The sequence below is a fragment of the Pseudomonas sp. NY15372 genome (genome assembly GCF_048068215.1).
Taxonomy (GTDB): Bacteria; Pseudomonadota; Gammaproteobacteria; order Pseudomonadales; family Pseudomonadaceae; genus Aquipseudomonas; species Aquipseudomonas guariconensis_A.
Genome location: NZ_JBLUPY010000053.1, coordinates 1 through 18,688 on the forward strand (window position 1 = coordinate 1; position 18,688 = coordinate 18,688).

The window sequence follows — 18,688 nt, forward strand, 5'->3', positions numbered from 1 at the left end:
CTAACACTTCCCCTTGCCGGGTGTGTAGAGGACTTTCACCTCCAAGTCACCCACTCGACCACCACAGCCAAGCAGGTTGCGCTTGCGCGCAACGCGCCATGCCTGGCGCACCATGAAAAAGCCCGACCTTGGGGGCCGGGCTCAAGTGCGGTGTACAACTCAGTTCAGTGGGTCGATCACCTTGACTGCCTGCCGCTCACGGACGGTAGGCCATTCTTGTTGCAGGGTCTGCAGGACGCGGCCGACGAACTCGGTATCGGCGGCGGCCTTCTTGCCGACGTAGCCCTGGCCACGGCGATAGACCTTGAAGCGGGCGCGCATGCTGGGCATGTGCGTTTCGAATTCATCCTCGACCGTGTTGGGTGGCAGGCGGTCAAGGCGTACCTCGCCGGTCTGGCTGACCCACAGCAGGTGGTCGTCGAGGCTGTCCTTGCGCGCGGCGAACAGCTGGGCCAATTGGTCGATCGTCGGATTGTTGTTCAAATTCATCATAAAGCCCCCATTACCCGTCAGTTAGTGATTTCACACTTGGCGCCACGGCATGTAGCGCACTACCAAGGCTGCTACAGCAGCATCGCAACAGGGGCTTTCTCACGCTGCCTTTTGGACAGTTTCCCTCTCCACGGACGGCCTGCGTTACCGCGCAGGCCGTCTGGAACACCCTTGCCACCGCTCCCGATCAGGGAGACGGCCTCATCATGCCCAAGGCCGTTCGACGGCGTCAACCGTTTTGTAGTGAATATTTTTTAGCACTACATTCTTGTCTGACAATCCTGTCGGCGTGCGGTTTTCAGCGCTCCAGGTTCGAGAGGATCTGGTAGGCCGCGCGCACGCGCGCTTCGTTAGGGTAGTTGCGATTGGCCAGCAGGACGATGCCCAGGCCCTCGCTCGGCACGAATGCGTAATAGGCGCCGAAGCCCCCGGTCGAACCGGTCTTGTTGTACCAGGCCGCAGGTTCGGTGGGCAGGGCAGGTTTGAGCCGTAGGGTCGGCTGGGGTTGCAGGGCCATGGCCGAGCTGTTGCCCTTGAGCAGGGTGTCCAGGGCAACTGGGTACGGGTAGCGTTCCCAGCCCAGGCCTTGGGTCATGGGGCCGACCGTGAAGTAACCCGCCTGGGTAACGGCAATGGCTTTTTGCAGCGAGGGGGAGAGTTGCCCGGAGCGCAGTTGCAGGTGTACGTAGCGCGCCGCATCGGTCAGGTCGGTCTTGATGCCATAGGCCTCGTCGGCCAATGGCCCGAGAGTGACCCGCACCGGTTGGTTTTTGGCGTCATAGCCCTGGGCATAGTGTTCGCGGACCTTGTTAGGCACGACGAGGTAGGTATGGGCCAGGCCCAGGCCCGGCAGCAGCCGTTGGGTCATCACTTGGGCGAAGGGTTTGCCCTGGGCCCGCGCGGCCAGTTCACCGAACAGGCCCAGGCTCGGGTTGGAGTAGCAACGTTGGGTGCCGCGCTGGGTGCGTGGCCGCCATTGCTGATAGAAGGCCAGGACCTGTTCGGCGGTCTGTACCTGGTCGGGGAACTGCAGCGGCAGGCAATCGGCACTGTAGGCTCCGAACTCGAGCACACTGGCCTCGCCCAGTGGTGTTCCGCCCAGCGCAGGCTGGTAGCGCTTGGCGGGCGCATCCAGGTCGATTTTACCTTCGGCATTGGCCTGGGCGACGAGGGTGGCGGTGTAGGTCTTGCTCAGCGAACCGACTTCGAACAGCGTCTGGCGGGTCACCGGCTGCCCATCGGCCTTGCTGGCCACGCCGTAGGTGAAGTAGTGCTCCTTGCCATCGGCGATCACCGCCACGGCCATGCCAGCGATGTCATGTTCGCGCATCAACGGCGCGATGATGCCATCGACCTGGGCCTGCAGGGAGGCAGCCAGGCTTGGGGTGGTAGCAGAGGCCAGGCCAAAGGCGAAGGCAAGGCTGCAGAAGCGGGCGGTGAACATGATGCGGGTCCTTTTCAACGTTCAGGAAAAATGGTTGCGGCGCAGGAATTCGCCAGGCGATTGGCCGAAATGCTCACCGAAGGCGGCGATGAACGCCGACAGCGAGGCATAGCCGCAGGCCAGCGCCACGTCGGTGACGCGCTCGCCGTGCTCCAGGGCTGGCAAGGCGCTGAGCAGGCGTACGCGCTGGCGCCACAGGCGGTACGTCAGGCCCGTTTCGCGCAGAAAGCGCCGGCTCAGGGTCTTTTCCGACACGCCTAGGCGCACGGCCCATTCGGCCAGGCTGCGCGGGTCATCGGGGGTGGCCTGCAGGCGGCGGCATATCCGGCGCAATTGGCGATCATGGGGCAGGGGCAGCAGCAAGGGCTCTTCCCGGGCGCAGGCCAGGCGGTCGAGCAAGACCTGCACCATCCGCCCATCGGCGCCTTGTTCGTCGTAGGCTGCCGGCAATTGCGAAAACGCCTGGATCAGTTCGCCAAGCAGGGGCTCGACCGCCACTACCCGGCAGGCGGTGTCAGGCCAGGGCAGGGCGCTGGGCTCGATGTACAGGCTGCGAATACAGGTATCGGCCTCGCACGCCACCCGATGGGGAACCTGCGCGGCGATCCATACGGCCCGCTGGGGAGGCACCAGGTAGAGCCCTTGCGGTGTATACACGCGCAAGATTCCTTGACGGGCATGGGACAACTGGCCCCAAGGATGCTGGTGACGATAACCCAAGGCGATGTTGGGAAGGCTCTGTGCTTGCCCGAAAACCGGGCGTGGCAGGCGCTCGAGCTGATCGAGCCGGGGCTCGGGGTGTCCGTTCAGCGACACTGGTGGGGATTCCGGCGTTAGCGGTTGTGGAGGGCAGACCTTATCGTCAGCCTTTGCGTAATTACAAGACGGAAATTGAAATGAAGTACCTGCGAAGAGTCTTGGACAACTTTACCCTTGCTCTGCTGGCGGTGGTGTTGATCGCAACCTTGTTGCCGTGCTCGGGTGTCGGGGCCGTGGTGTTTGGCTGGCTGACCAACCTCGCCATCGGCCTGCTGTTCTTTCTGCATGGTGCCAAGCTGTCACGCGAGGCGGTCATTGCCGGTGCTGGCCACTGGCGGCTGCACCTGCTGGTGTTCGCCTGTACCTTCGTGATGTTTCCGCTGCTGGGCCTGGTGTTCAAGCCGCTGTTCGTGCCGCTGGTAGGCAACGAGCTGTACCTGGGGGTGCTGTACCTGTGCGCCCTGCCGGCCACGGTGCAATCGGCGATCGCCTTCACGTCGCTGGCCCGTGGCAACATCCCGGCGGCGATCTGCAGCGCGGCGGCCTCGAGCCTGCTGGGCATCTTCCTGACGCCTGTGCTGGTGATGCTGCTGTTGGGGGCCGAAGGCGAGACGGGCTCGGGGCTCGATGCGGTGCTCAAGATCACTTTGCAGCTGCTGGTGCCGTTCGTGGCAGGGCAGCTGGCTCGGCGCTGGATCGGCGCGTGGGTGCAGCGTAATGCGCGCTGGCTGAAGATCGTCGACCAGGGGTCGATCCTGCTGGTGGTCTACACGGCATTCAGCGACGCCGTGGTGACGGGGCTGTGGCACACGGTGTCGCCGCAGCACCTGGCGGGATTGTTCGTCGTCTGTGGTGTGTTGTTGGCGGCGGTGTTGTTCGGCACGCGGTTGCTGGGGCGGGCGCTGGGGTTCAGCCTGGAGGACCGGATCACCATCCTGTTCGCCGGCTCGAAGAAGAGCCTGGCGACAGGCGTACCCATGGCGCAAGTATTGTTCGTGGGTGGGGGCATCGGGGCGATGATCCTGCCGTTGATGTTGTTCCACCAGATCCAGTTGATGGTGTGTGCAGTGTTGGCGCAGAAGTACGCAGCGCGGGAGGTCGGAGGGGCTTCGGTGGTGTCTTGAAGGGGGTGGGGCTGCTTGGCAGCCCTTTCCCGGCACAAGGCCGCTCCTATAGGACACCGCGTGCAACGAAGGCGTAGCCTTCCCAGCCGCTTCAGACAAAAAAAGCCCCGCGAGCCAATGGCAAGCGGGGCAAACGGTTGGGGGAGGATCCAACCAAAGGAGTCTCGAAAGGTCAGTGGGCGCTGGCTACCGTCTCCGGCTGCCAACCACCGCCCAGGGCCTTGTAGATCGCCACGATGCCCTGGTACAGCTCGACCTCGCCCTGCGCCTGCGCATCCTCGGCGCTCAGCCGCTCGCGCTCGGCATCGAGCAGCACAAGGTAATCCACCGTTCCTTCCCGGTAGCGAACCGACGCCAGGTCGGCCGCCTTGCGGCTCGCATCGCTCTGGCGCATCAAGGCCAACAGGCGTTGCTGGCGCTTGCCATAGTCGCTGAAGGCATTGGAGGACTCTTCCAGTGCCAGCAAGACCTGCTGCTCATAGTTGGCCAGGGCCCCTTCGGCATCGGCCTTGGCCCCGCGCAGGCGAGCCCGCACGCTGCCCAGGTCGAATGCCGCCCAGGTGATGCTCGGGCCCAGCGCCCAGGCATTGGCCGCCGACGAGCCGATCTGCGAACCGCGCGCTGCGGTAAAGCCCAGGAACCCACTCAGGCTCACCCGCGGGAACAGGTCGGCGGTGGCCACGCCCACATTCGCCGTGGCCGCCGCCAACTGGCGTTCGGCGCTGCGGATGTCCGGGCGCCGGCGCAGCAGCTCGCCCGGGTCGCCCACCGGCAAGGCCTTGGCGATGGCCGGCAACGCCTTGGGCGAGAGGTCGACACTCAATGCGTCCGGCCGCTGGCCAAGCAGGGTGGCGATACGGTTGCGCGCCCGCACCTGTTCGGCCTGCAACTGCGGCACCGTTGCCTCCACTGCGGCGAGGCGGGCGTCGGCGCGTACCACGTCCAGCTCGTTGCCCACGCCGGCATCGCGCAAGGTCTCGGTGATGCTGCGCGATTCCTGCTGGGTCTTGAGGTTGGCCAGGGCGATCTTCTCGCGCAGTTGGGCACCGCGCAGCTGGCCATAGGCATCGACCAATTCTGCGATCAGGCTGACCTGCAATTGCTGCAGATCGGCCGCGGCGGCGGCCTCCTGCGCTTCGCTGGCCTCGATTTGCCGCTGGATCCGGCCGAACAGGTCCAGCTCCCAGGCCATGTCCAGGCCCAGGTCGTAGCGTTCGCTGTTGACCCGGCGCTCGGTCTGGCCTGGGATCTGGCCTTTGCCGATGTCGCTGCTGGCGCGGCTGGTGACCACCGGCAGCTGGTCGTTCTGCGCATCCTCGCGGATCGCCCGCGCCGACTTGAGGCGGGCAAAGGCCACGCGCAGGTCGCGGTTGCCGTCCAACGAGGCTTGCACCAGTTGGTTGAGCACCGGGTCGTCGAACTGCTTCCACCACACACTTTCGAAGCGGCTACGGTCGAAGGCCTTGGCCTGCATGTCGGCGTCCAGGTGCGCAGGCTCGGTGAGCGGTGCCTGGTAGTCCGGACCCACCGCACAGGCCGCCAGTGCCAGTGCCAGCAGGCTCGGGGTCAGAGGTTTGAGCAGGTTCATGCATGGCTCTCCAGCGAGGGCGCGCGCTCGGCCTTGCGGGCCTGGCGACGTTCGACGAAACGGCGGATCAGGAAGAAGAACACCGGGGTCAGGAACAGGCCGAACACCGTCACGCCGATCATCCCGCTGAACACCGCCACGCCCATGGCATGGCGCATCTCGGCACCGGCGCCAGAGGAGAACACCAGCGGCACCACTCCCATGATGAAGGCGATCGAGGTCATCAGGATCGGCCGCAAGCGCAGGCGGCAAGCTTCCAGCACCGCGGCCAGCGGATCGAGGCCCTCGGCCTGCTTGTCCTTGGCGAACTCGACGATGAGGATGGCGTTCTTGCACGCCAGGCCCACCAGTACGATCAAGCCGATCTGGGTGAAGATGTTGTTGTCACCCCCCGAGATGATCACACCGGTGATCGCCGAGAGCAGGGTCATCGGCACGATCAGGATCACCGCCAGCGGCAGGCTCCAGCTTTCGTACTGAGCCGCCAGCACCAGGAAGGCCAGCAACACGCACAGCGGGAAGACGAACAGGGCGGTATTGCCTGCCAGGATCTGCTGGTAGGTCAGGTCGGTCCATTCGAAGGTCATGCCGTTGGGCAACTCTTGCTTGAGCAGTTTTTCCATGGCGGCTTCGGCCTGGCCGGAGCTATAGCCGGGCGCTGCGCCACCGTTGATCTCGGCAGTGATGAAGCCGTTGTAGTGCATCACCCGGTCTGGGCCGGAGGTGTCGCTGACCTTCAGGAAGGTCGCCAGCGGAATCATCTCGCCCAGTTTGTTGCGCACCTTCAGCTGGCCGATCTGTTCGGCGTCGAGGCGGAACTGCTGCTCGGCCTGGACGTTGACCTGGTAGGTACGGCCGAAGCGGTTGAAGTCGTTGGTGTACAACGAGCCCAGGTAGATCTGCAGCGTTTCGAAGATATCGTTGATGGCCACGCCGTGGGTCTTGGCCTTTTCCCGGTCGATGGCGGCATCGACCTGTGGCACGTTGACCTGATAGCTGGTGAACAGGCCTGCCAGCTCCGGCACGCCATGGCTCTTGGCGATGATGTTCTGGGTTTCCTTGTACAGCGCCTCGTAGCCCAGGTTGCCGCGGTCCTCGATCTGCAGGCGGAAACCGCCGATGGTGCCCAGGCCTTGTACTGGCGGTGGTGGGAAGATCGCGATGTAGGCGTCCTGGATGTCGGCGAACTTGGCGTTGAGCGCGGCGGCGATGGCCGCGGCCGACTGGCTTGGGTCCTTGCGTTCGTCGAACGGCTTGAGCGGGGTGAACACGATGCCGCTGTTGGGGCTGTTGGTGAAGCCGTTGATCGACAGGCCCGGGAAGGCCACCGAATCGGCCACGCCCGGCTGCTCCAGGGCGATCTGGCTCATCTTCTTGATCACCGCCTCGGTGCGGTCCAGGCTCGCGGCGTCAGGCAACTGGGCGAAGGCCACCAGGTACTGCTTGTCCTGGGCCGGCACGAAACCGGTCGGGGTGGACGAGAAGCCCAAGTAAGTCAGGCCCATCAGCCCGGCATAGACGAACAGCGCGATGCCACTGGAGCGGATGACCCGACGTACGCCGCCGACGTAGCCATGGCTGGCACGGTCGAAGAAGCGGTTGAACGGGGCGAACAGCCAACTGCCCAGCAGCTTTTCCAGCAGCAGCGAGAAACGGTCCTTGGGTGCATGGTGGTCCTTGAGCAATACCGCGGCCAGGGCCGGCGACAGGGTCAGCGAGTTGAACGCCGAGATCACGGTCGAGATGGCGATGGTCAAGGCGAACTGCTTGTAGAACTGCCCGGTCAACCCGGAGATGAACGCCGCAGGAACGAATACGGCGCACAGCACCAGGGCCGTGGCGATGATCGGCCCGGTCACTTCGCTCATGGCCTTTTGCGTCGCCTCCAGCGGCTTTAAGCCAAGGCCGATGTTGCGCTCGACGTTTTCCACCACGACGATGGCGTCGTCCACCACGATACCGATGGCCAGCACCAGGCCGAACAGCGACAGCGCATTGAGCGAGAAGCCGAACAGGTGCATCACTGCGAAGGTACCGATCAACGACACCGGCACCGCCATCAACGGGATGATCGAGGCGCGCCAGGTTTGCAGGAACAGGATCACCACCAGGACGACGAGCACCAGCGCCTCGAACAGGGTATGCACCACTGCTTCGATGGAGCCGCGCACGAACACCGTCGGGTCATAGACGATGCTGTAGTCCATGCCTTCGGGGAAGTCCTTCTTCAGCTCGGCCATCTTTGCCCGTACTTCATCGGAGATTTCGATGGCATTGGAGCCTGGGCGCTGGAAGATCGGGATCGCCACGGCCGGCTGGTTGTTGAGCAGCGAACGCAGGGCGTACTGGCTCGAACCCAGTTCCACCCGGGCGATGTCCTTCAAGCGGGTGATCTCGCCGTTGTCGCCGGCGCGGATGATGATGTTCTCGAACTCTTCCTCGTTGACCAGGCGGCCCTGGGTGTTGATCGACAGCTGGAAGCTGGTCGAGCCCGGGGCGGGCGGTGCGCCCAGCTGGCCGGCGGCGACCTGGCGGTTCTGTTCGCGGATGGCCGCCACCACGTCGCTGGCGGTCAGGTTGCGTGAGGCGGTCTTGTTCGGGTCCAGCCACACCCGCAGGGAGTAGTCGCCCATGCCGAACAGCTGCACATCGCCTACGCCGCCCAGGCGTGCCAGTTCATCCTTGATGTTGAGGATCGCGTAGTTGGAGAGGTAGAGCATGTCGTAGCGGTTGTCCGGCGAGGTCAGGTGCACGACCATGGTCAGGTCGGGCGAAGCCTTGTCGACGGTGATACCGATACGCGTCACTTCCTCGGGCAGCTTGGGCTGGGTACGGGTGACGCGGTTTTGCACCTGCACCTGGGCGTTGTCGAGGTCGGTACCCAGGGCGAAGGTGATGGTCAGGGTCAGCTTGCCGTCGGCGGTCGACTGCGAGGACATGTACAGCATGTTCTCGACGCCGGTGATGGCCTGCTCAAGGGGCGCGGCCACGGTTTCGCCGATCACCTTGGGGTTGGCGCCAGGGAAGTTGGCGCGCACCACCACGGTGGGCGGTACCACTTCGGGGTATTCGCTGATCGGCAGCTGGAACAGTGCGATGGAGCCTGCAATCAGCAACACGAGCGACAGCACGGCGGCGAAAATCGGCCGTGTGATGAAGAATTTGGAGAAGTTCATCGGCATCGATCCTTAACCGCGAGGTGCCTGGGCACTAGCGACTTTGTCGTTGGAACCGGCCACTGTCGGGGTCGGGTTGCTGGCCTCCAGGGCCTGGCGCTGGCGAGCCAGAGTGGCGAGGGTTTCCTCGCTGGCCATCGGGGTTTCCTCGGGCGTTACCGCAGAACCAGGGCGTACGCGTTGCAGGCCCTTGACCACGATGCGGTCATCCTTGCTCAGGCCGCTGCGCACGATGCGCAGTCCTTCCAGCTTGGGTCCCAGCTCCACGGCGCGGTAGGCGGCCTTGTTGTCTTTGTCCATGACCAGCACGAACTTCTTGCCAAGGTCGGTCCCCACGGCTTCGTCGTTGATCAGCACCGCGTCGTATTTGGCGCTGCCGACCAGTTTCAGGCGGGCGTACAGGCCTGGGGTGAAGCGGCCGTCACGGTTGTCGAACACGGCGCGGCCACGGATGGTGCCGGTGCGCGGGTTGACCTGGTTGTCGACGAAGTTCATCTGGCCCAGGTGTGGGTTGCCGGTTTCGTTGGTCAGGCCCAGGTACACCGGGGTGCTCTGGCCGCGCTGGCCTTCGCGGGCCAGCTGGGTGTACTTGAGGTACACGCGCTCGTCGGCGTCGAAGTAGGCGTACACCTTGTCAGTGGACACCACCGAGGTCAGCGGGGTGACATCGGCGGTGACGATGTTGCCGGCGGTGAACTGGGCACGGCTGACACGGCCGCTGATCGGCGCGGTCACCCGGGTGAAGCTCAAGTTCAGGCGGGCCAGGTCGAGCTGGGCCTGGATCGCATCGACCCCGGCACGGGCTTCGGCAGCGGCGCTGCTGCGCGATTCAGCCAGCTCGGCGGAGATGGCGTTGCTGTCGCGCAGACGCTCGCCGCGGCGCGCTTCGTTGGCGCTGCGGATGGCAGTGGCCTTGGCTTGTTGCAGTTGGGCCTCCAGACGACGGACCTCGGCCTGGAACGGGCGAGGGTCGATCTGGAACAGCAGGTCGCCTTTGTTGACCTGGGCGCCTTCGGTGAAAGCCACCCGGTCGATCTGGCCCGACACGCGCGGGCGCACCTCGACGGTTTCCGGGGCTTCCAGGCGACCTGTGAATTCGTCCCATTCGTTGATCGGCTGCTCGATCACCTTGGCTACGCTGACCTTGGGTGCGGCGGGCGCCTGCACGGCTTCCGGGGTTCGTCCACAAGCGGCGATCACCATCACTGCCAAGGCAGCGAGCGGAAAGCGCAAGGGTTTGAATGATTGTTCCATGGAGAACTCCGCCAATGATTGGATAGTGGGCGGATTCTGCGAGTCTTGCGCGCGGGGAACGAATCGAATGGGGCGAAGGTTATTATCAAGCGGAATGATATGTAGGGCTGCGTCATCGATGGGAACGCATGATGCCTGCGATTCCTTTGTAGAAGCGGGCTCGCCCCGCGATCAAGGGCGAAGCCCTTGCCTTGCAGCCTCGTTACCGGAGTCGGTCAATCGCGGGACAAGCCCGCTCCCACACAATCGAAATACAAGCGTCCAGCCTGAGCGGTTCCCCCTGTAGGAGCGGGCTCGCCCCGCGATCAAGGGCAAAGCCCTTGCCATGCAGCCTCGCTACCGGAGTCGGGACAAGCCTCCCACAGGCAGGGCCCCGCAAATATCTAGCCCTGGGCAAACCGGGTCAGTCGCTCGCCATCGAGCCGGTAGCGAATCCACTCATTCTGAGGCTCGGCCCCCAGGGACTCATAGAAGCCGATCGCCGGCTCGTTCCAGTCCAGCACGCTCCATTCCAGGCGACCGCAACCCTTGGCCACGGCCTCGCGGGCGATGTGGCGCAGCAGTTGGCGGCCAGCACCATCGCCGCGTTGCTCCGGGGTGATGTACAGGTCCTCCAGGTAGATACCGTTGCGGCCCAGCCAGGTGGAATAGCTGTAGAAATACACGGCAAAGCCGATCGCCTGGCCATCGCGTTCGCAGATCAGGCTGTGCACCGTGCTGCCTTCATCGAACAGGCTGTGCTCGATGTCGCCCTGGCTCGCCACCACTTCGTGGCGGGCGCGCTCGTAGTCGGCGAGCTCGGTGATGAATGCAAGGATCTGCGCAGCGTCGGCGCGTACGGCGGGGCGAATGGTCAGGCTCATGTTTCGGGCTTCCTTGAAGGTGCAGGGCAGGGCATTTCAAACCGATACAGTCATGTGTATCGGTGCAATTTAACTTAACTGTACGGGTTGCAGCGAAAATCGCTCGGCTAGTGTGACAACACAACAACCCCTTGTGGAAGCCCGCCATGCTTGGATCCATCGATCTGCTCACCGCCTTCGTGCTCTTTGCCTTCGTGTCCTCGATCACGCCGGGGCCGAACAACACCATGCTGCTCGCCTCGGGGGTCAACTTCGGCGTGCGCCGTTCCATTCCTCACGCCCTGGGCATCAGCATCGGTTTCATGGTGATGGTGCTGGCGGTGGGCTTCGGCCTGGGCGAGCTGTTCAAGGCCTGGCCGCCGCTGTACACCATCCTGCGCTATGTCGGCGCGGCCTACTTGTTGTACCTGGCGTGGAAGATCGCCACTTCCGGCCCGATGTCCGGTGATGCCAAGGGCGCGGGCAAACCCTTGGGGTTCTGGGGCGCGGCGGCATTTCAGTGGGTCAACCCCAAGGCCTGGGTGATGGCGGTGGGGGCAATCACCACCTACACGCCGGCCCAGGGCTATGTGCTCAACGTGATCGTCATCGCCGCCTTGTTCGCCCTGGTCAACCTGCCTAGCGTCGGAATCTGGGTGATGTTCGGCAGTGCATTGCGCAACTTCCTGCAGAACCCTCGCTGGCTGATGCTGTTCAATGTCCTGATGGCCCTGTTGCTGGTGATTTCGTTGTACCCGCTGCTGTTTGTAGAATCGACGTTTTCCTAGACCAACGAGTACAGCAAAGCGATGCAGTTGATTCCCTGGTCCCATGAAAGCTCCGAAGGTTTCACCCTGCGTGGCTGGCGGTCACCGGCCAGCGGGCGGCCGTTGCTGCATTTCCTGCATGGCAACGGGTTCTGCAGCCTGGCCTATCAGCCCATGCTGATGACGCTGGGCGAGCACTTCGACCTGTGGCTCAGTGATGTGCAAGGCCATGGCGACAGCGACCATGGCGGGGCGTTCCGGGGCTGGAACCGCAGCGCCGCCCTGGCCGTCGAGGCCTTCGAGGCCGGGCGTGGCGAGTATGGGGACGTGCCGCGCGTTGCGGTGGGCCACAGCTTTGGCGGTGTACTGACCGGGTTGATCCTGGCCAGCGAGCCGCACCTGTTCAGCCGCGCCGTGCTGCTTGACCCGGTGTTGTTCAGCCGGCGCATGCTCGGCGTGATGGGCGTGGCTGCATTGGTCGGGTTGCACCGTCGTCACACCTTGGCACGCAAGGCCGCGACCCGGCGAAGCCATTGGCCCGACCGCGAGGCGGTAACGGCATCGCTGCATGGCCGGGGTATTTTCAAGGGTTGGAGCGAGGCAGCATTGCAGGCCTACGTGGAGCATGCCGTGGGCGAGTGTGGCGAAGGCGTGGTGCTCAAGTGCCGGCCCAGCCGAGAGGCGGAAATCTTCAGCTCGTTCCCTGAGCGGATGTGGGCGCACCTTCTGCAGATCAAGGTGCCGACATCCATTCTGTATGGCGAGCGCACCTATCCGTTCGTTCCCCATTCGGTACAGCGGCTGGCGGCGCTCAATCCCCATGTGAGCGCTCGGCAGGTGCCCGGCGGGCACTGTTTCATGCAGGAGGACCCAGCGGGCGCGGCAGAGCAGGTGGCGACCTGGCTGCTCGCCCGTTGACGGGTTTGCATGGGCTATGGGGCTTGCGCAGGCTAGGCCACGTCAGGCCACATCGACCAGGACGATCTCGCTGTCCTCGACGGCCGTCACCTGCAACACCTGCTCCTGCTCGATGGCCACACCGTCTTGGGCTTTCGCCCGCAGGCCGTTGACCTCCACCAGCCCCTTGGCCGGCACCAGGTAACCGCGGCGCCCCGCGTCGAAGCGATATTCGGCGCTTTCTCCGGCACGCAGGGTCGCCGCTACCAGGCGTGCATCGGTGCGGATGTGCAGGCTGTCTTCATCGCCGGCCCGGCCGCTGGCCAGGGTCACGAAACCTTCGCCGCGCTCCCCCTTGGGGAAGGGCCGGGTACCCCAGGACGGCGCTTCGCCGACCCGCTCAGGCATGATCCAGATCTGGAAGATCCGCGTGTCGACCTTCTCCTGGTTGTATTCGCTGTGCACGATGCCAGTACCCGCGCTCATTACCTGGACGTCGCCCGCCTCGGTACGGCCTTTGTTGCCTAGGCTGTCCTGGTGGGTGATCGCGCCTTCACGCACATAGGTGATGATTTCCATGTCCCGGTGCGGGTGCGGCGGGAAACCACCGCCAGCGGCGATCAGGTCGTCGTTCCAGACGCGCAGGTTGCCCCAGCTCATGCGCGCCGGGTCGTAGTACTCGGCGAACGAGAAGTGATGGTGGGCATCGAGCCAGCCGTGGTTGGCATGGCCCAGGCTTTCGAACGGTCGCAGTTGCAGCATGGTCGTGCTCCTTGAATCGGTTGATGGGGCCATGATGCGTCAAAAAAAGATCGAAAATAAGCGTAAATATCGGCTTGTTTTGATTTGTTAATTAGATGGTTTTTCTTTGGGTAAACCTGCGATTCATCGCCTAATTCCATGATCTGAAAGCATTCGCTGGCGATTTTTCGCAGATGGGGCGAACATGCCCGCTGATTCGATTCTCAATGGAGTGACCGTGCCTCACGAGCATCCCCAAGCCCCTGCGGACCTGGCGCCGCCGGCCCAACTGCCCTGGTTTCGCCGCTTGGCCGCCCGCCTGTTGGGCCGGGGCCTGACCCGCCTGCAAGCGCAGCACCGCGACTCCTGGTTCCTCGGTCACGCAACCGGCCAGCGCAGTGGCCATGCCGATGGTATGCGCGAAGGCTACGAGCGTGGCCGGGTCGAGGGCTACGAAGCCGGGCGCCAGGTGCTGGTGATACGCGACGTTCGCCCCGACGCCGCCGGGGTCCCGGGCCAGGACGACAAGCTGTTCGACGACTGGCGCCTGCCGTTGACCGCCGAATTGAAAAAGCGCTTCAAGGCCGACGTGGCCCAGCGCTTGCCTGCCCAGGCCCAACCCAGCGCCGCGCAGTGGAAGTTGATCTTCAGCGATACCCCATCCACTTGCGTGGTGGCCGGCGCGGGTGCGGGGAAGTCGACCTCGCTGGTGCTGCGCATCCTGCTGTTGCGCCATTACCTAGGCTACGAGCTCGATGCCATGACGGTGGTGACCTTCACCCGCGAATCGCGCAAGGACTTCATCAAGCGCCTGGTGCAGGTGTTCGCGCTCTGGCAGCTCGACCTGCAGCCCGCCCAGGCCCGTGAACTGGTGCGTACCTTTCATTCGCGCATCCTGCCGCTGGTGCGCAGCCTGCCGGGCTTCGGCCAGTTGCGCGCCTTCGAGACCCTGGGCCAGGAACTGCCGGCCGGTGGCGAGGCCAATGCCGAGGGCAACCCGTTCGACCTGCGTCTGAACGATGCCCAGCGCCAGCAGTTGAACCTGTGCTATCGCGACCTGCTGCAAGGCAACCCACGCTTCGCCGAGCTGATCGGTGCTTTGCGGCGCGAAGCCCTGCAGCTCAAGCCCCTGGACCCGGACCACCCCGATGTGCAGAAGCGTGTGCAGGTGACCCAGCTGGCGGCCCAGCGCGACGAAGAACTGTGCGATGTGATCGAGGACCTGTGGTTCGCCGCCGGCGCCTGGCCGATCAAGGGCATCGAGCCGTGCCGCGATACCGTGCAGATCCGGGGCAGCCGCTTCCATGTGCATGGCCGCCTTGAAGGGCTGGATGCCTGGGTGGTGCTGGGCTTCGACCCGTCCGAAAGCGCCCAGTACCAACGCCCGGGCGCCAAGCTTGGGGTACGCGCGGAATGGGCGGTCAAGCGCACCCTGTTTCAAGCTTTCTGCGACAAACCTTTGATATGGCTGGAAAACTACGCGGCGGCGAAGCGGCTTGCCGCTACCTTGGCTGGCGATGCTGTCGCCGGGCCGGGCTTCGAATACAAGGTCAAGGGTGAGCTGGCGCCGGCGCCGTTGCTCGATGCATTCGTCAGTGCCGCCAGCTTCATCGAGAATCTTGGCCTGGAGGTGAACAGCGCCGTGGCCGCCATGAGCTTCCCGCCGGATGACAGCGATGCGTTGTTCTTCGAAGCCTTGGCGCTGTACTGGAAAGCCTTCGAAGCGCACCTGCTGGCCCAGTCACCACCGGTCATGACCTACAACCGTATGTTCGCTCTGTTCGGCGAAAACAACCCGGAAAACCTGCGCCTTTTGCCCGACCCACTGCTGCGCCCGCTGGCGCACTTGATGATCGACGAGTTCCAGGACGTCTCGCCGCAGATCGTCAGCTGGTTGCGCGCGAGCCTGGCCGAGATCCGCAGGCGTGGCCCGGCCATGCATACCGGGCGCAACGCCGGGCACAGTTCACTGCTGTGTGTGGGCGACGACTGGCAGTCGATCTACGGTTGGCGGGGCAGTTCGCCGAAGTACTTCATGACGTTCACCCAGGCCTTCCCGTCGCCGGCCAATACCCGCGTGATGTTGGTGGAAAACTACCGTAGCCAGCAGCACATCATCGATGCCGCCGAGCACCTGGTCAAAGGTGCTCCGGCCATTGCCGGCAAGAAGGCCAAGTCCAGTGGGGCTGCTGCCGACCTTCCCCTATCGCCGGTGAAGGTATTCGAGCGTGACGAGGCCGCCCTGGCGCAAACCTTGATGGAGCATTACCAGCGCGGGGAAACGGTAATGATGCTGTTCCGTAAAAGTGCCGATAAGGCACTGATCGATCAGCACCTTTCGTCTTTGTACAAGGCAGATTCCAGCCTGCCGCCCGAACAGCGCCGGCTGCGCCAGCTGACCTACCACAGCGCCAAGGGGTTGCAGGCCGACGCGGTGTTCATGCTCGGTGATTGCCAATACTTGACCAGTTCGCCCTACAAGAACCAGGTCTACCGCCTCGCAGGCCTGGGGCGAGCAGGTGACGCCCAGCCCTTCGACACGGCGCAAAAGGAAGAAGTGCAGCGCCTTGCGTACGTGGCGGTGACCCGGGCGATCAGGCACTGCTATTGGCATGTCGAGCCGGCCAATGACGAAGGTGCCGGGCTGGCCAGGGCCTCTGCCCAGGTGGCAGGCCGGCAGGCCTTCTTCGAAGACCTGCGCGGCCGCTAGCCGGTCAGGCGGCCTGTTGCTGCACCCGCTGGGTAAGGCTCAGCAACAGGCCTTTTTCAGTCTCCTGTTGCTGGTCTCGGAGGCTTTGATATGCCTGGCACGCCAGGGCCTTGAGCTGCTCGTGTTCGGCGCCTTGGTAAACGCTTTGCAAATGCTCCTGGTAGCGCTGCCCCAGGTCCAGGGCGCGGCTGTATGCAATGAACGTCTTCAGGGTCAGCCCGGTTACCGGAAACGGGTCCGTGCGTGAGCGCTGAAGCCGGCTTAGGCGACCCGGCTCGACATCATCACGGAAATTGTGCAGCGCTGCCTCCAGCAAGCTTCTGAGTTGTGGCTCGCCCTTCGGGATTACCTGGTACGGCTCGGTCGGCCGGGTGATAGCAGGTTGCAGCGTCGGGCCTGGTTGCTCCAGTTCGAACGGCTGGTAGACATATTGCGCCTTGTCCACCACGACATCGCTACCCAACCGCTGTTGCAACAGCGGGCGGCAGAACTCGGTGATGCCCTTGAGGCCGGCGAGCGCCTGCTGCAAGGCCCGTCGGCTACGGTCGCGCACATCGATGGCACGGTCTATGGCGCGTTGATCGGTATCGTCCGCCTCGGCGTACCACGCATAGGGCTTGCCTCGTTCGTCGAGGTAATCCTTGCGCAGGCGCTGCACCACCTGACGGGCGTGGTCTGGATGCAACTCCTTGCTCCAGGCTGGCAACGTGCGTTCGATCTGCCTTTGATGAAAGGGAGGGAGAGGGGGCATGGTTCGCGCTCCTGCATGAGTGAAGCGCTATCTGGCGCCATTGAACGCCCGGCTAGGTTGTAGCCGGTTAACGCCATGGGTCGGTGTCGCACACGTTGCCGTCGGTGACGGGTCAGCGTGCTGCGGCCCGCTGGGCCAAGGTAGGCTACCGGCCTGTGCCCTGGCGCCAGGCCATAGCCAAGGGAGAGAGTTCATGCGTTCGCAGTGCAGTCCCAAGGATCACCTGCTAGACCTCGATGGCGTCGAGATTGCCGTGCGTTGCTGGGGCCCGGAAGATGGCATTCCGGTGCTCGCATTGCACGGCTGGCTGGATAACGCCGCTTCATTCGACCGATTGGCCCCTCTGCTCGACGGGTGCTTCGTGATCGCCCCGGACCTTGCCGGCCACGGCCGTTCCGACCACCGCCGTGACGACAGCGGCTATTACCTGTGGGAGCACGCCGAAGACATGCTGGCCGTGGTCGAAAGCCTTGGCCTTGGGCATTTTCATGTCTTGGCCCATGGCATGGGTACCGGCATCGCTTCTCTGCTGGCGGCACTGACCAGCAGCATCGCCAGCATGATCTTCCTCGATGGCATGGGCGCGCCGTTCACGGTCGCCGAGGACGATCGCGTGTCACACCTGGCCCGGGCCTATCGCCTCAAGCGCCTGGTCCGGCGGAGCCGTTTGCAAGGCTTCGCCGAGCCTGGTGGTTGCCAGTTCGACGACCTCGATACCGCGCTCACGCAGCGGCGCAACCGGCTCGATGGCCATTTGTCCGCCGATGCCGCACGGCTGTTGGCCCAGCGCGACCTGTTGCAGGTGGGCGAGGGCTATTGCTGGCGCCACGACCCTCGCCTGGTGCTGCCCGAACCCATGCCCTTGACCGAGCGCGAAGCCTGCGACCTGCTCAGGCAGATCGCCTGCCCGCTGTACCTGATGCTCGGGCGCCAAGGCGCCTTCGCCGGGGATGGCTTCGAGCCGCGGCAAGGGGCCCTGCCTGGCCAAGCCCGGGTCACCTGGCACCCGGGGGGCCATCATTTCCACCTGGAAGGCCCTGACCGCACCTTGGTCGACCTGATCCTGCGGGTGCTGGCCACCCATGACCATGGCCAGTTGCAGCGCCTGGTCAACGAGTAGCCACGCGAAACGGGGGCTGTCGGCGCACCTGGGGATGGGTTATGTTGCCCACGTACCTTTTCTTTGGTCGCCCGAAGGAGCTGCGGCATGCCACCGTTCGTGATCCAGCACATCGATCATATTGTTCTGCGAGTCCAAGACCTGGACCGCAGCATCGCCTTCTACCGCGACCTGCTCGGTTGCCAGGTGAGCCGAACGCGGGCAGACCTGGGCATGGTGCATCTGGCGGCGGGCACGGCCATGATCGACCTGGTGAGCCTCGATGGGCCGCTAGGGCGTCCGGGCGGCCCGGCACCGAGCGGGCAGGGGCATAACCTGCATCATTTCTGCCTGCGTATCGAACCCTTCGACGAGCACGCCTTGATCGGCTACCTACAAGCGGCGGGCGTCACCGTGGAGCCTGCGGAGAAACGCTACGGGGCCGAGGGGGAGGGACCTTCGCTTTACTGCTTCGATCCCGATGGTAACCAGGTCGAGCTCAAGGGGCCGGTATCCTGAGAATTTGTCCTGCGACAAGGGCAACGGTGATATCGGGCCCGGCCAATCGCGGGCAAGTCGGACCGCCGCATCGCTGTTCCAACAAGAATCTGCCATTGGCAAAAGTTTGCGTGATTCTGTAGGAACGGGCTTGTCCCGCGGTGGGCTGCATAGCAGCCCCAATGAGATGGCCCAAAATTAACCGACCGGCCTTTGCCTTTGCTTCTGCTTGCGATGCGCAACATTCCAGGCGCCGCCAAACGCGACGTCAGGAGGCCGGATGCAGGAGCCAGCGGCTTTTGCCTACTTTTGCCCAAGAGCAAAAGTAGGTCGCCGTTGGATACTTCGCTATTTTCAATGCAGTCGATAAATTGTTGGTTTTGACGTAAGCGCAAAGTCCATTTGCGATGGCGACGCTGAGTCACCTTTCCGCCTTTACGGCGGGTCACTTTTTGTCAGACGCGACAAAAAGTAACCAAAAAACGCTGGCTCCTGCATCCGGCCCCTGCGCTGCGCTCCGGGGTTCCCTCGCTCCAGCCTTGCTCC

The 18,688-nt window shown here is 64.1% G+C and carries 15 protein-coding genes; 6 read left to right on the plus strand and 9 right to left on the minus strand.

The window, feature by feature from the left end; all coding sequences use genetic code 11:
- Positions 1 to 159: 159 nt before the first annotated feature.
- From ACNFG0_RS21785 to ACNFG0_RS21795, 3 genes are all read right to left on the minus strand, one after another.
- The gene (locus ACNFG0_RS21785; RefSeq protein WP_196146789.1) at positions 160 to 492 is read right to left on the minus strand and encodes a hypothetical protein; all 333 of its coding nucleotides are present in this window, start codon (positions 490 to 492) and stop codon (positions 160 to 162) included.
- A 298-nt stretch (positions 493 to 790) separates the two neighbouring features.
- Complete coding sequence (gene ampC, locus ACNFG0_RS21790) at positions 791 to 1,936, minus strand: class C beta-lactamase (protein WP_416766358.1); 1,146 nt, start codon at positions 1,934 to 1,936, stop codon at positions 791 to 793.
- 21 nt (positions 1,937 to 1,957) lie between these two features.
- Entirely contained in the window at positions 1,958 to 2,752 is a 795-nt protein-coding gene (locus ACNFG0_RS21795; RefSeq protein WP_416766360.1) for an AraC family transcriptional regulator, read from the minus strand.
- A gap of 80 nt (positions 2,753 to 2,832) precedes the next feature.
- Here ACNFG0_RS21795 and ACNFG0_RS21800 point away from each other — a divergent pair, with 80 nt between their 5' ends.
- Positions 2,833 to 3,819, plus strand: coding sequence for a bile acid:sodium symporter family protein (locus ACNFG0_RS21800; protein WP_416766362.1), 987 nt, complete (start codon positions 2,833 to 2,835; stop codon positions 3,817 to 3,819).
- Between the two features lie 172 nt (positions 3,820 to 3,991).
- On the opposite strand, the gene ACNFG0_RS21805 is transcribed toward ACNFG0_RS21800, so the two are convergent.
- The 4 genes from ACNFG0_RS21805 to ACNFG0_RS21820 form a co-directional block, all read right to left on the minus strand.
- The gene (locus tag ACNFG0_RS21805) at positions 3,992 to 5,407 is read right to left on the minus strand and encodes an efflux transporter outer membrane subunit (protein WP_196156336.1); all 1,416 of its coding nucleotides are present in this window, start codon (positions 5,405 to 5,407) and stop codon (positions 3,992 to 3,994) included.
- Complete coding sequence (locus tag ACNFG0_RS21810; RefSeq protein WP_196146785.1) at positions 5,404 to 8,583, minus strand: efflux RND transporter permease subunit; 3,180 nt, start codon at positions 8,581 to 8,583, stop codon at positions 5,404 to 5,406. The genes ACNFG0_RS21805 and ACNFG0_RS21810 overlap by 4 nt, the downstream gene beginning before the upstream one ends.
- A gap of 12 nt (positions 8,584 to 8,595) precedes the next feature.
- Positions 8,596 to 9,837: a multidrug efflux RND transporter periplasmic adaptor subunit MexE gene (gene mexE / locus ACNFG0_RS21815; RefSeq protein ID WP_196146784.1), complete on the minus strand. Its 1,242-nt coding sequence runs from the start codon at positions 9,835 to 9,837 to the stop codon at positions 8,596 to 8,598.
- Positions 9,838 to 10,220: 383 nt separating this feature from the next.
- Positions 10,221 to 10,700, minus strand: coding sequence for a GNAT family N-acetyltransferase (locus tag ACNFG0_RS21820; protein ID WP_416766363.1), 480 nt, complete (start codon positions 10,698 to 10,700; stop codon positions 10,221 to 10,223).
- A gap of 146 nt (positions 10,701 to 10,846) precedes the next feature.
- Here ACNFG0_RS21820 and ACNFG0_RS21825 point away from each other — a divergent pair, with 146 nt between their 5' ends.
- Positions 10,847 to 11,467 carry a LysE family translocator gene (locus ACNFG0_RS21825; RefSeq protein ID WP_196146782.1) on the plus strand — a complete coding sequence of 207 codons (621 nt, stop codon included), beginning with the start codon at positions 10,847 to 10,849 and terminating at the stop codon, positions 11,465 to 11,467.
- 21 nt (positions 11,468 to 11,488) lie between these two features.
- Positions 11,489 to 12,364, plus strand: coding sequence for an alpha/beta fold hydrolase (locus tag ACNFG0_RS21830; RefSeq protein WP_196146781.1), 876 nt, complete (start codon positions 11,489 to 11,491; stop codon positions 12,362 to 12,364).
- A gap of 42 nt (positions 12,365 to 12,406) precedes the next feature.
- Here ACNFG0_RS21830 and ACNFG0_RS21835 read toward each other — a convergent pair whose 3' ends face one another.
- Entirely contained in the window at positions 12,407 to 13,105 is a 699-nt protein-coding gene (locus tag ACNFG0_RS21835) for a pirin family protein (protein WP_416766365.1), read from the minus strand.
- A 184-nt stretch (positions 13,106 to 13,289) separates the two neighbouring features.
- On the opposite strand from ACNFG0_RS21835, the gene ACNFG0_RS21840 reads away from it, so the two are divergent.
- Positions 13,290 to 15,794, plus strand: a complete 2,505-nt coding sequence (locus ACNFG0_RS21840) for a UvrD-helicase domain-containing protein (protein WP_416766366.1) — start codon at positions 13,290 to 13,292, stop codon at positions 15,792 to 15,794.
- A gap of 4 nt (positions 15,795 to 15,798) precedes the next feature.
- Here ACNFG0_RS21840 and ACNFG0_RS21845 read toward each other — a convergent pair whose 3' ends face one another.
- Entirely contained in the window at positions 15,799 to 16,545 is a 747-nt protein-coding gene (locus tag ACNFG0_RS21845) for a dermonecrotic toxin domain-containing protein (RefSeq protein WP_416766368.1), read from the minus strand.
- A 193-nt stretch (positions 16,546 to 16,738) separates the two neighbouring features.
- Between ACNFG0_RS21845 and ACNFG0_RS21850 the strand changes: the two genes are divergently transcribed.
- Together ACNFG0_RS21850 and ACNFG0_RS21855 are read left to right on the plus strand one after the other, a co-directional pair.
- The gene (locus ACNFG0_RS21850) at positions 16,739 to 17,665 is read left to right on the plus strand and encodes an alpha/beta fold hydrolase (RefSeq protein ID WP_196146777.1); all 927 of its coding nucleotides are present in this window, start codon (positions 16,739 to 16,741) and stop codon (positions 17,663 to 17,665) included.
- 87 nt (positions 17,666 to 17,752) lie between these two features.
- On the plus strand, positions 17,753 to 18,163 hold the full coding sequence (locus ACNFG0_RS21855; protein WP_416766370.1) for a VOC family protein: 411 nt from the start codon (positions 17,753 to 17,755) through the stop codon (positions 18,161 to 18,163).
- Positions 18,164 to 18,688 lie beyond the last annotated feature (525 nt).

Coding starts and splice junctions, on each gene's coding strand:
- ACNFG0_RS21800 (WP_416766362.1), top strand. CDS start 2,833: ATGAAGTACCTGCGAAGAGTCTTGGACAACTTTACCCTTGCTCTGCTG.
- ACNFG0_RS21850 (WP_196146777.1), top strand. CDS start 16,739: ATGCGTTCGCAGTGCAGTCCCAAGGATCACCTGCTAGACCTCGATGGC.
- mexE (WP_196146784.1), bottom strand. CDS start 9,837: ATGGAACAATCATTCAAACCCTTGCGCTTTCCGCTCGCTGCCTTGGCA.
- ACNFG0_RS21810 (WP_196146785.1), bottom strand. CDS start 8,583: ATGAACTTCTCCAAATTCTTCATCACACGGCCGATTTTCGCCGCCGTG.
- ACNFG0_RS21820 (WP_416766363.1), bottom strand. CDS start 10,700: ATGAGCCTGACCATTCGCCCCGCCGTACGCGCCGACGCTGCGCAGATC.
- ampC (WP_416766358.1), bottom strand. CDS start 1,936: ATGTTCACCGCCCGCTTCTGCAGCCTTGCCTTCGCCTTTGGCCTGGCC.
- ACNFG0_RS21830 (WP_196146781.1), top strand. CDS start 11,489: ATGCAGTTGATTCCCTGGTCCCATGAAAGCTCCGAAGGTTTCACCCTG.
- ACNFG0_RS21825 (WP_196146782.1), top strand. CDS start 10,847: ATGCTTGGATCCATCGATCTGCTCACCGCCTTCGTGCTCTTTGCCTTC.
- ACNFG0_RS21855 (WP_416766370.1), top strand. CDS start 17,753: ATGCCACCGTTCGTGATCCAGCACATCGATCATATTGTTCTGCGAGTC.
- ACNFG0_RS21785 (WP_196146789.1), bottom strand. CDS start 492: ATGATGAATTTGAACAACAATCCGACGATCGACCAATTGGCCCAGCTG.
- ACNFG0_RS21835 (WP_416766365.1), bottom strand. CDS start 13,105: ATGCTGCAACTGCGACCGTTCGAAAGCCTGGGCCATGCCAACCACGGC.
- ACNFG0_RS21805 (WP_196156336.1), bottom strand. CDS start 5,407: ATGAACCTGCTCAAACCTCTGACCCCGAGCCTGCTGGCACTGGCACTG.
- ACNFG0_RS21845 (WP_416766368.1), bottom strand. CDS start 16,545: ATGCCCCCTCTCCCTCCCTTTCATCAAAGGCAGATCGAACGCACGTTG.
- ACNFG0_RS21840 (WP_416766366.1), top strand. CDS start 13,290: ATGCCCGCTGATTCGATTCTCAATGGAGTGACCGTGCCTCACGAGCAT.